The following is a 13,256-nucleotide window of genomic DNA, read 5'->3' on the forward strand; positions in this document are numbered from 1 at the left end:
CGGTCTCCCGGGGGCGGTTTTCAACAGGCTCCCAACTGGCCCCGCGCTGCGGCGCGGGGCCTTTTCTCTCTGTCCCGGACCTCAGCCTGGCGAAGCCGGGGGACCGGCCGACGGCTGGGGCGTCGACGGGACGGGCGCCGTCGACGGCGGCGGCGCGCCCTGCTGCAGCGGATTCTTCTTCTGCTCTTCCTCGGAGCGCGGATCCGGCACCGTCACATAGACGATGGTGTCGCCCTCGTAGCGCGGCTCCACGAAGTAGCTGCCGCAGTAGTAGTAGCTGTAGCCGGGATAGGCGTAGGGGCCGCAGCCGCCCGGCAGGCCATAGTAGTAATAGGGCGTGAACGCCGCGGCCGTGATCGCCGCCGCCGTGCCAAACGCGATGCCGGCGGCGATCGGATGGTCGATGTCCCCGTCCCAGCCGCCCCAGCCGTCGTCGATGTCGATGTTGGTGTTTCGGTCGATGTTGATGTCGCCGCCCTGGATGTTGGTGATGCGGTCCCCGCGTTCGCCCTGGCCGGGACGGGTGGCGGCCGCGCCGGCCCCGCCGGCGCCCGCCGCGGCGCGGTTCGAAACGCCGGCGCCGCCGCCCGTCGACGGGCGCGTCGCAGCGCTCGCCCCGCCCCCGAAACTGCCCGAGCCGCCGCTCGGCCGGGTCGAGGCGCTAGGGCGGGTCGAGGCGCTCGGTCGGCTGCCGGAGCCGAAGCTGCTGCCGGAGGACGACCGGCCGGAGGAGTAGGATCGGCTGCCGCCGAAACTGCCGCCGCCCCCCGGCTCATGCTGCTCATTCCGGCGCTGCGCACGCCGCCGCCGCGCCCGCCGCGGGCCCAGCTCTCCTCGACGAAGGCCAGCATGGAGGCCGAAAGGCCGACCGCCAACGCGATGGCCGTGGAGATCTGTTGTCCGCTCATTGGCTGCCCCCATCGGACAAGACGGTGAGTTGGATGGCCTTGGCGTTTGGCCCGGCCTTGAAGGCGAAGGTGTCGTCGGCGAGCCTCGGGTTGAGCGTCCAGTCGAAGGTCGCCTGATAGGCCGGCTGCTCGGCCTGCGAGCGGTCGATGATCACCAGCCTGCGCGGCAGCGGCCTGTCGCCCTGCTCGATCCACACCTGCCAGTCGATGTCGTCCTGCCGGAAGGCGTAGTGGTCGGTCTTGGTCCCGCTGATCGTCACCGTCCCGACCCGCCATCCGGAATCGATCTGCGCGACCCTGCGGCTGCCTTCGTTGTTCCAGCGGAACAGGTCCTCGACCGGCAGGGCGATGCCGAATTTCTCGTACATCAGGTCCAGGGTCGCCAGGATCGTGCCGGGCGCCGGCACGGTGGCGTAGTAGCCCTTCTCCGGGGCGAAGACCGTGAAGCTCTTGCCGTCGTAGATGAAGGTCCGCTTCTTCCAGTCGGTGTTCACGTCGATGACGAAGCCGTTGGGCCGCCGCACCCGGTAGCGGGCGTCGCCGTTGAGCTGGACCCGCTGGCCGGTCTGGGTGACCAGGTCGAGGCTCGTCGTCGCCTTGATCTCGAAGGTGTCCAGCGTGCCCAGGTAGGCGCTCATCTTCTGCAGCGCCGCCTTGGCCTCGGGCTCCACCTCCTCGGGTGCCGCGGTCTCCGGCCCGGCCTTGGCCGGCGGCGCGGCCTGGGGCGCGGGAGCCTGGGCCGGCGAGGGACCCGGGGCGGCGAAGGCGGCGAGCGCCAGCGCCCCGGTCAGGACGATCGAAAGGGCTTTCACAGGATAGGTCTCCTCTCCGCGCTGGCGGGCCGGTAGTGACGCTCGCGGGCGCCCGGTCTTGAAGGCTGCGGCCGGCTGCGCCGGGGTCTTGCGGGGACGGGGTCGGCATCCGACCCCTGCACGGGCGGCATCCGCCAGCCGCCGCCCAGCGCCGCGGCGCGCGGCGCGTAGAGCCGCATGGCCAGCGTCAACGGTCCGGCCGGCGCCGGCAGCCAGTTGGCCATCGCGCCGGTCGGCGGCGGCGCGTTCTGGATCAGGAGGTCCAGCGAACCGTCGGCGTTGAGCAGCAGGTCGCTGTGGTTCGAAAGCCCGTAGCGCTTGTCGGGCGAGGCGGCGGGCCGCGTGCAGAGCCGCCAGAACGCGTGGACCGGCGGCAGGGCGTCGGCCTCGAAGTGAATGCGGGAACCGAGGTCGCCCCGGAGCGGCGCGCCCAACTCGTCGTGGTCGCAGGTGAGCGTGATGAGTTCTTCGCGGGTCGGCGCGCCGAGGTTGGCGTAGGCCCGGCCGGCCTGGGCGAGGCTGGCGCCCGACCCGTCGTGGACGGGCACGGCCTGCGCGCGCCAGCCGGAGCCATGGCTCTCCACGACGGCCTCCGCGGCGGCCTGCACGGCGGCGAGCCCATCGTCGAGACCCTGGGCCAGGTCATGGGCGAACGCCTCGTCCCAGTCGCCGGGCGGCGGCGGCCCACCGAGCTCGCGCCGGAAGTCCTCCAGCTTGGGTCGGGCGGCCCGCTGGAAGGGGACGGGCGCTCGGTCGAGCACGGCGTCGAGCCGGTGGAAGAAGAGGGCGGGGCCGAGCTCGGCCACCTGGCGCAGGCAGGACGAGGCCGGTGGCTCAAGGGTGCGCACCGGCGCGGACCGGGGCTCGTTGCGCTCGGCCAGCGGGGCCAGCGACTGGCGCCTGGCGAGAGCGATGGTGTCCGATCGGTCGAGGGCCGAATGGGCGTGAAGGCGCCCGATCGCCCAGCAGGCCTCGCTCGGGGACCGGCGGGCCACCACGTCCCGCGGCGCCTCGCCCGACCATCGCGGACCGACGAGCACCAGGTCGAAGCCGGTGTCGTCGCCGGTCCGGCTGCCGAAGCTCGCGAAGGGCTCGCCGGCGGTGTCGATCAGGGTGAGGTCGAAATGGCGACCGTGCGCGTGGGGCAGGTGGGCGACGACGGGGCCGCGGGAGAGGTCGATCCAGGCGCTGGTCTGTACGATGCAGGCATCGTCCTCCTGCAGGCCGGGCGCGAGACCCGCCCCGTCGGGGGGCAGCAGGGCGAACTGCTGCATGGCCAGCGGATGGGCTCGGCGGACGGCGTCGACGAGGAACAGCGGGAAGCAGATCGAGAGGCAGCCGGCCGCGGCCGTGCGGATGGAGTTGGAACCTCGCTCCCGGAATATCTTCTGGGCCAATTGCGCCTCCCCGAGAGCGGGAGTGTCCCGGGGGGCGCCCAAGGCCCGATATCGGGCCGATACCCTAGTCTGGCGTGGCGCCGACCTAGGGCTGGATCAGGTTGTGCTTGATGGCGAACCGCACGAATTCGGCCGCCGTCCGCACGCCGGCCTTGCGCATCGCGGCGGCCCGGTGGCTCTCGACGGTCTTCACGCTGATGTCGAGCTGGCGGGCGATCTGCTTGTTCACCTTGCCCTCGGCGATGAGCTGGGCGACCTCCAGTTCGCGGATGGTGAAGCTCTCCAGCCTGGACCGCTTGCGCTCGTTGAGCGCGGCGTCGAGCAGCAGCTCCGAGACCGGCGAGGAGAAGTAGAGCCGGTTCACGTGCAGGGCGCTGATCGCGGCCTCCAGGTGCCGCTCGCTGTCGGACTTCAGCACGTACCCCCGCGCGCCGGCGGCCAGGCCGCTCGACACGGTCTCGTCGTCGTCGTGCATGGTGAAGAGGAGCACCCGGATCTTGGGCATCTCCTTCTGCAGCCGGCGCGTGAGGGCGACGCCATTGAGGATCGGCAGCGAGACGTCCAGGATCGCCACGTCGGGCTTCTCCTTGAGCGCCAGCTCGAGCGCCTGCTGGCCGTCGGCGGCCTCGGCGCATACCTCCCAGCCCGGATGCCCCTCGATGACGTCGCGGACGCCCTTGCGCACGATCTGGTGGTCGTCGGCAATCAGTATGCGAAGCATCGGATCCCCCGTTCCCAGGACCGCGTGCGCGGGCCCGCTCTGGTCAGGTGTCTGACCGTCCTCGCGCCCGGACGCCTGGGACCTCGCGCCGGTCCTCAGCTAGCCCCGCCCTTAAACGCCTCACCTTGAAAACATACCCCTCTCACTCGCCTATGGCGATAAGCATATTCAAAATGCAGCCTTAACGAGAACTTGTGGTTTCTACCCGGCGAGTGGACATCCGGAATCACCCCCGGTCCATCCGTAGATCACCCGACCGCCTCTCAGGGTATCGCCCGAGGTCTCGGGCCAGGGGTGGTCGGCATCATGCGCCACGAACAGGGGCCCGACACGATGATGCTGGCGATGGCGATGACCGGCCTGGTGGTGCTGCAGCAGGCCGCGGCGCCCGCGGGGCCGACCTTCATCCTGGGTTGTGAGGTGGCCGGGAAGGACGGCCGGCCGGCGACCGTCCGGACCTTCCGGCTCGGCCGCTACGTGTTCCAGGAATGGAAGCCAGGCGAGCGGGAATTCGGCCCCAACCTCTGCCAGAGCTATGCCTGCACGGCGGACCGCAAGACGCTGGAGGGCTTCATCAGCACGGCGTCCATGACCCTCACCATCCGGCTCGATCCGCCGGCCCGCCAGGCCACCTGGCGGACCACCGGGGCCAGCGGTCTCGACGTCACCAGCGGTCCCTGCACGATCCAGCGGGAGCCGGCGGGCGGCTACAAGGGCTGAAGTCGGTCGGAGGGGGCGCTACCCACGAGCGGCGACGACGGGCCGACGCCGCCGCTCGTGGGCGCCGACTGGGCTGGGGGTCGCGGCCTTGCACTGTGGGGTGCGGATTGGCCCTGCCGGCATGCGCACAGTGCCGGGTAACGCGGCGCCGCGAAATCGGGTGAAACCCTAAGGTCTTCACCGGCGCCGCGGCGGTCTCCCGGCCCCAAGCCGGCCGGCTAGGCCGCCTCGCCGATGTCGGCCGGCTCGCGCGCCGCGTCCGGCGCCGGCTGGCGGATCAGGTAGTCGAAGGCCGAGAGCGAGGCCTTCGAGCCCTCGCCCATGGCGATGACAATCTGCTTGTAGGGCGTGGTCGTGGCGTCGCCGCCGGCGAAAACGCCGGGCACGCTGGTCGCGCCGCGCGCGTCGGTCTCGATCTCGCCCCGCGGCGACAGCGCCACCGAGCCCTTCAGCCACTCGGTGTTCGGCACCAGGCCGATCTGCACGAAGACGCCTTCCAGCTCGACGCGATGCAGCGCGTCCGTGGTGCGGTCCTTGTAGGTGAGGCCCACGACCTTCTGGCCGTCGCCATGCACCTCGGTGGTCAGCGCCGAGGTGACGACGGTGACGTTCGGCAGGCTGTGGAGCTTCCTCTGCAGCACGGCGTCGGCGCGGAGCTGGCCGTCGAACTCGATCAGGGTCACGTGGGCGACGATGCCGGCCAGGTCGATGGCCGCCTCGACGCCCGAGTTGCCGCCGCCGATCACCGCCACCCGCTTGCCCTTGAACAGCGGCCCGTCGCAGTGCGGGCAGTAGGCGACGCCCTTGTTGCGGTACTCGTCCTCGCCCGGCACGCCCATCTGCCGCCAGCGGGCGCCGGTGGCCAGGATCACGGTGCGGGACTTGAGGCTCGCGCCGTTGGCGAGCTCGACGGTGATCAGGCCGCCCGGCTGCGCGGCGGGAACGAGCTTCGTCGCCACCTGCAGGTTCATCACGTCGACGTCGTAGTCCTTGACGTGCTGCTCCAGGCCGCTGGCCAGCTTCGGGCCTTCGGTGTGGGAGACAGAGATGAAGTTCTCGATGGCCATGGTGTCCAGAACCTGGCCGCCGAACCGCTCGGCGGCGACGCCGGTGCGGATGCCCTTGCGGGCGGCGTAGATCGCCGCCGCCGCGCCGGCCGGGCCGCCGCCCACCACGAGCACGTCGAAGGCGTCCTTGGCCCTGATCTTCTCGGCCTCGCGGGCCTGGGCGCCGGTGTCGAGCTTGGCCAGCACCTGCTCCAGCGTCATGCGGCCTTGCGCGAACTCCTGGCCGTTCAGGAGCACGGTGGGCACGGCCATGATCTGCCGCTGCTCGACCTCGGCCTGGAAGAGGGCGCCGTCGATGGAGGTGACGCGGATCTTCGGGTTCAGCGCGCTCATGGTGTTCAGCGCCTGCACCACATCGGGGCAGTTCTGGCAGGAGAGCGAGAAATAGACCTCGAACGTGAAGTCGCCGTCGAGCGCCTTCACCTGTTCGATGACGTCGGCGTCCACCTTCGGCGGATGGCCGCCCACGTGCAGCAGGGCGAGCACCAGCGAGGTGAACTCGTGGCCGAGCGGCACGCCGGCGAAGCGGACGGAGACTGCCGGATCGGTCGCGCGGACGATGGCGAAGGAAGGCTTGCGGGCGTCGTCGCCGTCGCGCCGGACGCTGACCTTCTCCGACTGTCCGGCGATGTCCTCGAGGAGCTGCATCAACTCCGCGGACTTCGGGCTGTCGTCCAGCGAGGCGACCAGCTCGATCGGCTGGCGCAGGTTCTCGAGATAGGCCTTCAGCTGGGCCTTCAGCGACGCGTCCAACATGCGGGTTCCGGGGAGGGAAAGGGACTGAAGGAAGAGGCCGGCGCCGCCGCTTGGGCGGCGGCGCCGGGGTCGGTCGTGCGGCCAGGACCCGTCAGGCGAAAGTGCGAAGCGGTTTCGCCGCCCGGACGGGTCCCAGCGGGTGGGTTGTTAGATCTTGCCCACGAGGTCGAGCGACGGGGCGAGGGTCGCTTCACCCTCTTCCCACTTGGCCGGGCAGACTTCGCCCGGATGGCTGCGGACGTACTGCGCGGCCTTCACCTTGCGCAGCAGCTCGGCGGCGTTGCGGCCGATGCCTTCCGCGGTGATCTCCATGAACTGGATCACGCCGTCCGGATCGACCAGGAAGGTGCCGCGGTCGGCCAGGCCCTGGCCTTCGCGCATGACGCCAAAGTTGTTGGTCACGACGCCCGCGGGGTCGCCGATCATCGTGTACTGGATCTTGCCGATGGCCGGCGAGGTGTCGGCCCAGGCCTTGTGCGAGAAGTGCGTGTCGGTCGACACCGAATAGATCTCGACGCCCAGCTTCTGGAACTCGGCGTAATTGTCAGCGAGGTCCTCCAGCTCCGTCGGGCAGACGAAGGTGAAATCGGCCGGGTAGAAGAAGAAGACAGCCCACTTGCCCTTCAGGTCGGCGTCGCTCACGCCGACGAACTTGCCGGCCTTGTAGGCCTGGGCGGAGAAGGGCTTCACCGTGGTGTTGATCAGAGACATCCATGCACTCCCGATTGATGTGGGCTCCATGTAGGGACTCTTCTCGCAATAGCAAAACTGATTTTGCTGCGGTGCATCCATAGATTTCATCTATAGAGGAATTCTGCCGGAGGAACGGGCGCCGAGTCGGCCCGCTGCGCGGAGACTCAGCCGCCGAGGGTCAGGCCCGGGACGTCGGGCGGGGTCGCGCCGCCGCCGTTCAGGCTCTTCTGCATCATCACGATGTCGACCCAGCGGCCGTGCTTGAAGCCGACGTGGCGCAGGACGCCTGCGTCCTCGAAGCCCAGCGCCCGGTGCAGGCCGATGGACGCCTCGTTGCCGCTGTCGCCGATCACCGCCACCACCTGGCGCAGCCCGAGCGCCGTGCACTGGTCGAGCACGCTGGCCAGCGCCGCGCGGCCGACGCCGCGGCCGATGGCGTCGGGCGCCACATAGACGCTGTCCTCGACCGTGAAGCGGTAGCCGGGCCGCGGTCGGAACGGGCTGGCGTAGGCGTAGCCCAGCACCCGCTTGCCCAGCTCGGCGACCATGTAGGGCAGGCCGTGGGCGGCGATGGCCGCACGGCGGCGGTCCATCTCGGCGGCGTCGGGCGGCGTCATCTCGAACGTGCCGAAGCCGTGGAGGACGTGGTGGCCGTAGATCTCCGCCAACGCGCCGGCGTCGGCCTCCGTCGCGGCGCGGATGATCATGCCTTCGCCCAGCTCCCCTCGAGCGCCCAGATGGCGAAAGCGTAGTCCAGGGCGACCTCCTTGAGGAAGTCGAAGCGTCCAGAGGCGCCGCCGTGGCCGGCCTCCATGTTGATCTTGAGCAGGATCGGCGCCGGGCCGGCCTGGAACTCGCGCAGCTTGGCCGCCCACTTCGCCGGCTCCCAGTAGGTGACGCGCGGGTCCGAGAGGCCGCCGGTGGCCAGCACCGGCGGATAGGCCTGGGCGCTCACCTGGTCGTAGGGGCTGTAGCCGGCGATCCGGTCGTAGGCGACCGGGTCCTCGATCGGATTGCCCCACTCGGGCCACTCGGGCGGGGTGAGCGGCAGGGTCGTGTCGCTCATGGTGTTCAGCACGTCCACGAACGGCACCGCGGCGACGATGGCGCCGAAGAGCTCAGGGCGCAGGTTCGCCACCGCCCCCATCAGCATCCCGCCGGCCGAGCCGCCCATGGCCGCGATCCGCCCCTTCGACCCGTAGCCCTCGGCGATCAGGTGCTCGGCGGAGGCGATGAAGTCGGTGAAGGTGTTGGTCTTGGTCTCCCGCCGGCCGTCGAGGAACCAGCCCCAGCCCTTGTCCGATCCGCCGCGGATGTGCGCCGTCGCCGAGATCCAGCCGCGGTCCACGAGGCTGAGGTTCCGGATCGAGAAGCTGGGCTCCATGGCGTGGCCATAGCTGCCGTAGCCGTAGAGCAGCACCGGCGCCGAGCCGTCGAGCGGCGTGTCCTTCAGCATCAGGACGGTGATCGGCACCTCGGCCCCGTCGCTGGCCTTCGCGTGCATCCGCCGCGCCACGTACTTCGCGGGGTCGTGGCCCGACGGCACCTCCTGCGTCTTGCGCAGCGTCCGCTCACGGGTGGCCAGGTCGTAGTCGAACCACTGCCTGGGCGTGGTCGGCGACTGGTAGACGAAGCGGGTGAGCGTGGTCTCGTATTCGAGCCCGCCCTCCAGGTTCAGCGCATAGGCCTCCTCGTCGAAGGCCACCGCGTGCTCGGTCCCGTCCCGGGCCGTCACCACCAGCCGGTCGAGCGCATCGACCCGCTCGGCGCGCACAAGGTGGCCGGCGTAGGCCGCGAAGCCGGTGATGTAGCGGCCCGGCGTGTGGGCGATCCATTCGCGCCAGGTCGCCTTGGCTGGGACGGGGGCGTCCGAGACCATCAGCTTGAAGTCCACCGCCCCGTCGTCGTTGGTGCGGATCACCCAGCGGTCGGTCCAGTGATCGAGGTCGTACTTGACGCCGACCCGCCGCGGCTCGGCGACCACCGCCGGCGCGGACGGATCGGCCGCCGGGACGATCAGGATCTCGGTGGTTTCCTGGTTGCCCACGTGGATCAGGATCGCGCTGTCGTCCGAGGCGGTCCCGACGCCCAGGAACATGCCCTCGTCGGCTTCCTCGTGGACCAGCACGTCCTCGCCGCCTCGCGCCGACCGGCGGAAGACCTTGGAGGGTCGCGCGTTCTCGTCGCGCCAGATCCAGAACAGCCACTGGCTGTCGGGCGAAAAGGTGAAGTCGCCGTAGGCGCTCTCGATCGGCGCGCCCACGGCCTCCCCGGTGAGCAGGTCCTTCACCCGGATCTGGAAATACTCCGACCCCTGCTCGTCCACCGCCCAGGCGTAGAGCCCATGGTCCGGCGAATGGCTGGCCGCGCCCACCTGGTAGTAGGCCTTGCCCTTGGCCTCGGCCTGCTCGTCCAGCAGCACCTGCTCCTCGCCGCCGCCGCGGGGCTTGCGGGCGTGGACCGGATGCTCGGCGCCGATCTCGTAGCGGGCGTAATATTCCCAGGGGGCCGTCGGGAGAGGGGACGGAGCTGTCGTCCTCCTTGATGCGGCCCTTCATCTCGGCGAACAGCTCGGCCTGCAGCGCCTCGGTCCCGGCCAGCATGGCCTTGGTGTAGGCGTTCTCGGCTGTGAGGTGCTCGCGAACGTCGGCGCGCAGCGCCTTCGGGTCGCGCAGCACCTGCTGCCAGTTGTCGTCCTTCATCCAGGCGTAGTCGTCGATCCGGACGCGGCCAAGCTGCTCGATGCGATGAGGCTCTTTGCGGGCCTTCGGCGGGGTGGGGAGGGTCATGCCTGCTAGATGCGCCGCCGCCCGTCCCGGCTCAAGCTCCACCGGAAGGTGACGCGCGTCACTAGGGCGCAACGCCACCTTGCGGTCTGCGCTTGTTGCGATCCCGCGGTTCATTCACTCTTTGGCATCGAGATCGCGCGTAGACGCGAAGGGCGTATCGAGTCTCCAAGTCGGGAACACCTAGATGGCCATTGATCTGCCGCTTGAGCTGATCAACGCGACGGTCCAGCTTGAACAGCCGCTGGGCGACGGCACGCGCACGGTCGGCACCGGCTTCCTGATCACCGAGACCGGCGCCGACGGCCAGCCGCGGACCATCCTCGTCACCGCCAACCACGTCTTCCAGAAGATGCCGAAGGCGGACGCCCGTATCGGCTACCGCTTCTCCAATTCCGACGGCTCCTGGAGCTACGCGCCCCAGACGCTGAAGGTGCGCGACGCCAAGGGCCAGCCGCTCTGGACGCAGCATCCGATCGCGACGTGGCCGCCATCGCCATCACCGCGCCGCCGGAGTTCGCCAAGGCGGCGATCCCGGTGGACTACCTGGCGGCCGAAGACACCTTCAACAAGTACCAGGTCCGCGCCGGCGACGAGATGATGGCGCTCGGCTTCCCGCGCGGGCTGGCGGCCAATCAGGCCGGCTTCCCGATCCTGCGCTCCGGCCGGGTGGCGTCCTACCCGATCGCCCCGGCCAAGATCTTCCCGACCTTCCTGCTCGACTTCTCGGTCTTCCCGGGCAATTCCGGCGGGCCGGTGTTCATGAGCGAGCAGACCCGCGCCGGCGGCGACGCCACCTTCATCGCCGGCCTGCTCACCCAGCAGGTCGAGCTGAACAACGAACGCCTCGAGATCGGCATCGTCACCCACGCGAAATATATCCGCGAGACGGTGGCCCTGGTGACCGATCCCGCCGCGCCGGTGACCTACGCCACGACCCAGCAGGTCACGGGCGCCAAGGCCGCTTCGGCCGAGGAAGCCGTCGCGCCCTACTGAAAATCCCTTCTCCCCTTGCGGGAGAAGGTGTCAGCGAAGCCGACAGATGAGGGCTCGCCCCGACCTCGATCTCCAGACACGAAGAAGGGCCGCACGATCTCCCGTGCGACCCCTCATCCGTCGTCCTTGCGGACGACACCTTCCCGCAAGGCGAGAAGGAGACTAGCCGCCGTACACGACGCTGATCGTCTCGGCGATGCAGGCGGGCTTGTCCTCGCCCTCGATCTCGATGGTGCATTCGTTCTTCAGCTGCATGCCGCCGGCTTTGGGCTCGGCGCCGATCAGCTTCTGGCGCAGGCGGACGCGCTTGCCGACGCGGACCATGTTCGTGAACCGCACCTTGTCGGAGCCGTAGTTGATGCCGCGGGTCACGCCCTTCACCGGCATCAGGCCGGCCGACAGGAACGGGATCAGGCTGAGCGTCAGGTAGCCGTGGGCGATCGGCCCGCCGATTTCCTTCGTGGCGCGCTCCACATCCACGTGGATCCACTGGTGGTCCCCGGTCGCCTCGGCGAACTGGTTCACGCGTTCCTGGGTGATCTGCACCCAGTCCGACACGCCCACCTCCTGGCCCACGAGGCCGGGCAGGTCCTTGATCTCAACCGGGTTCATTCGTCTCTCCCTGAAGTCCAAAACAGTTGTTCGTCTCTAGCAGGCCTCACCTCCCCCGCGAAGCGGCGGGAGGGGGGACCGTCGGCCGAGGCGCAGCCGAAGAGCCGATGGTGGAGGGGGCAAGCCTCCGCGCGGCCGCTTGCCCCCACCACCACTCGCTCTGCGGCGAGCGGTCCCCCTCCCGCCATCGCTCCGCGCTGGGGGAGGTGAAGTGACCCGCCTACACGATCCGCGAGCCTTCCTTGCCCCAGTAGGCGTCGCGGATGAGGCGCTTGTAGAGCTTGCCGGTCGGGTGCCGCGGCAGCTCGGCGATGAAGTCGATCACGCGGGGCGACTTCACGTGGCTGAGGTTCTGGCGCGCGTAGGCCATCAGCTCCTCGCGCAGGTCCTCGCCGGCGTCCTGCCAGGCCATCGGCTGGATCACCGCGACCACCTTCTCGCCCATCACCTCGTCGGGGGCGCCGACCACGGCGGCGTCGGCGACCTTCGGGTGGCCGATCAGCAGGTTCTCGATCTCCTGCGGATAGATGTTCACCCCGCCGGAGATGATCATGAAGCTCTTGCGGTCGGTGAGGTAGAGGTAGCCCTCCTCGTCAACCCAGCCCACGTCGCCCAGCGTCGTCCAGCCGTGCTTGTTGGTGCCCTCGGCGATCTTCTCCGGCGCGTTGTGGTAGCTCAGCGGCGGGCCGTTGGCGAAGTGCACCACGCCCTCGGTCCTGGGCGGCAGGGGCTCGCCGTCCTCGTCGCAGATCCGCAGTTCGCCCAGCACGGCCTTGCCGACCGAGCCCTTGTGGGTCAGCCACTCGTCCGCCCGGATGAAGCAGAAGCCGTTGCCCTCGGTGCCGGCGTAGTACTCGTAGATCACCGGCCCCCACCAGGCGATCATCTGTTCCTTCACCGGCACGGGGCAGGGGGCGGCGGCGTGCACCGCCGATTTCATCGAGGAGACGTCGTACTTCGCCCGCACCTCTTCCGGCAGCTTCAGCATGCGGACGAAGTGGGTGGGCACGAACTGGCCGACGTCGACCTTGTATTTCTCGATCAGGGCCAGCGCCTGCTCGGGGTCGAACTTCTCCATCACGACGACCGTGCCGCCGAGCTTGTGCACGCTCATGCACCAGCGGAGCGGGGCGGCGTGGTAGAGCGGCGCGGGCGAGATGTAGGTGCAGCCGGGCGGGAAGCCGAACAGGCCCTGGGCCATCATCACCAGCGCGTTGGGCTCGTCGATGGCGGCCCCGGTCAGCGCCGGCTTGATGCCCTTCGGCCGGCCGGTGGTGCCCGAGGAATAGAGCATGTCCGAGCCGGCGGTCTCGTCGGCGATCGGGGTCGTCGGGAAGGCGGCCCTCGCCGCCTCGAAGCTCTCGTACGGGGCCTTGGCCTCGCCCACCATGTAGAGCTTCACGCCCTTCAGGATCGCCGGCAGCTCCGCGGCCACCTCGCCCACGCCGGGCGAGGCGATCAGCACCTGCGCGCCGCAGTCGCCGACGATGTACTCCACCTCGCCTGCGGTCAGCTTGGACGAGATGCAGGTGTAGTAGAGCCCGCTGCGCTGGGCGGCCCAGGCGATCTCGAAGTAGCGCGGGTGGTTGTCCATGAAGAGCGCGATCACGTCGCCCGGCTTCAGGCCCAGCGAACGGAACAGGTGCGCACCCTGGTTCGAGCGCTCGTCCAGCTCTCGATAGGTCACCGTCTCGCCGGAGCCCGCCATGATGTAGGCGGGCCGGTCCGGATGGGTCTTGGCGTGGGTCGCCGGATGCATGGTGTGTGCTCGCTCCCATCGGCGCCGTT

The 13,256-nt window shown here is 69.8% G+C and carries 10 protein-coding genes and 2 pseudogenes; 2 read left to right on the plus strand and 10 right to left on the minus strand.

The genetic code is table 11. From position 1 onward, the window contains the following. Positions 1-81: 81 nt before the first annotated feature. The 4 genes from LRS04_RS11120 to LRS04_RS11135 all read right to left on the minus strand — a co-directional run bounded on the left by LRS04_RS11120 (position 82) and on the right by LRS04_RS11135 (position 3,838). On the minus strand, positions 82-921 hold the full coding sequence (locus LRS04_RS11120; protein WP_257816426.1) for a hypothetical protein: 840 nt from the start codon (positions 919-921) through the stop codon (positions 82-84). Next, positions 905-1,720: a DUF2092 domain-containing protein gene (locus LRS04_RS11125; protein ID WP_257816427.1), complete on the minus strand. Its 816-nt coding sequence runs from the start codon at positions 1,718-1,720 to the stop codon at positions 905-907. Before LRS04_RS11125 ends, LRS04_RS11120 begins: the two co-directional genes overlap by 17 nt. Beyond that, complete coding sequence (locus tag LRS04_RS11130) at positions 1,717-3,117, minus strand: DUF1254 domain-containing protein (RefSeq protein WP_257816428.1); 1,401 nt, start codon at positions 3,115-3,117, stop codon at positions 1,717-1,719. The genes LRS04_RS11125 and LRS04_RS11130 overlap by 4 nt, the downstream gene beginning before the upstream one ends. An 85-nt stretch (positions 3,118-3,202) precedes the next feature. Beyond that, entirely contained in the window at positions 3,203-3,838 is a 636-nt protein-coding gene (locus LRS04_RS11135; protein WP_257816429.1) for a response regulator transcription factor, read from the minus strand. Positions 3,839-4,144: 306 nt separating this feature from the next. Between LRS04_RS11135 and LRS04_RS11140 the strand changes: the two genes are divergently transcribed. Further along, positions 4,145-4,558 (plus strand): hypothetical protein, encoded by a 414-nt coding sequence (locus LRS04_RS11140; RefSeq protein ID WP_257816430.1) that lies wholly within the window; start codon positions 4,145-4,147, stop codon positions 4,556-4,558. A gap of 218 nt (positions 4,559-4,776) precedes the next feature. Here the strand turns inward: LRS04_RS11140 and ahpF are convergent, their stop codons facing one another. From ahpF to LRS04_RS11160, 4 genes and pseudogenes are all read right to left on the minus strand, one after another. Next, positions 4,777-6,381 carry an alkyl hydroperoxide reductase subunit F gene (gene ahpF, locus LRS04_RS11145; protein ID WP_257816431.1) on the minus strand — a complete coding sequence of 535 codons (1,605 nt, stop codon included), beginning with the start codon at positions 6,379-6,381 and terminating at the stop codon, positions 4,777-4,779. Positions 6,382-6,528: 147 nt separating this feature from the next. After that, positions 6,529-7,092 (minus strand): alkyl hydroperoxide reductase subunit C, encoded by a 564-nt coding sequence (gene ahpC / locus LRS04_RS11150; RefSeq protein ID WP_257816432.1) that lies wholly within the window; start codon positions 7,090-7,092, stop codon positions 6,529-6,531. A 146-nt stretch (positions 7,093-7,238) separates the two neighbouring features. After that, positions 7,239-7,781, minus strand: a complete 543-nt coding sequence (locus LRS04_RS11155) for a GNAT family N-acetyltransferase (RefSeq protein WP_257816433.1) — start codon at positions 7,779-7,781, stop codon at positions 7,239-7,241. Continuing rightward, a pseudogene (locus LRS04_RS11160) lies at positions 7,778-9,863 on the minus strand (S9 family peptidase). Before LRS04_RS11160 ends, LRS04_RS11155 begins: the two are co-directional and overlap by 4 nt. Positions 9,864-10,047: 184 nt before the next feature. Here LRS04_RS11160 and LRS04_RS11165 point away from each other — a divergent pair. Continuing rightward, positions 10,048-10,856: pseudogene (locus LRS04_RS11165) on the plus strand (serine protease). A gap of 162 nt (positions 10,857-11,018) precedes the next feature. Here LRS04_RS11165 and LRS04_RS11170 read toward each other — a convergent pair. Further along, entirely contained in the window at positions 11,019-11,468 is a 450-nt protein-coding gene (locus LRS04_RS11170; RefSeq protein ID WP_257816434.1) for a MaoC family dehydratase, read from the minus strand. A gap of 220 nt (positions 11,469-11,688) precedes the next feature. Next, positions 11,689-13,227: an acyl-CoA synthetase gene (locus LRS04_RS11175; RefSeq protein WP_257816435.1), complete on the minus strand. Its 1,539-nt coding sequence runs from the start codon at positions 13,225-13,227 to the stop codon at positions 11,689-11,691. Positions 13,228-13,256 lie beyond the last annotated feature (29 nt).

The organism is Phenylobacterium sp. J367 (genome assembly GCF_024699985.1).
In the GTDB taxonomy this organism is placed as follows: Bacteria; Pseudomonadota; Alphaproteobacteria; order Caulobacterales; family Caulobacteraceae; genus Phenylobacterium.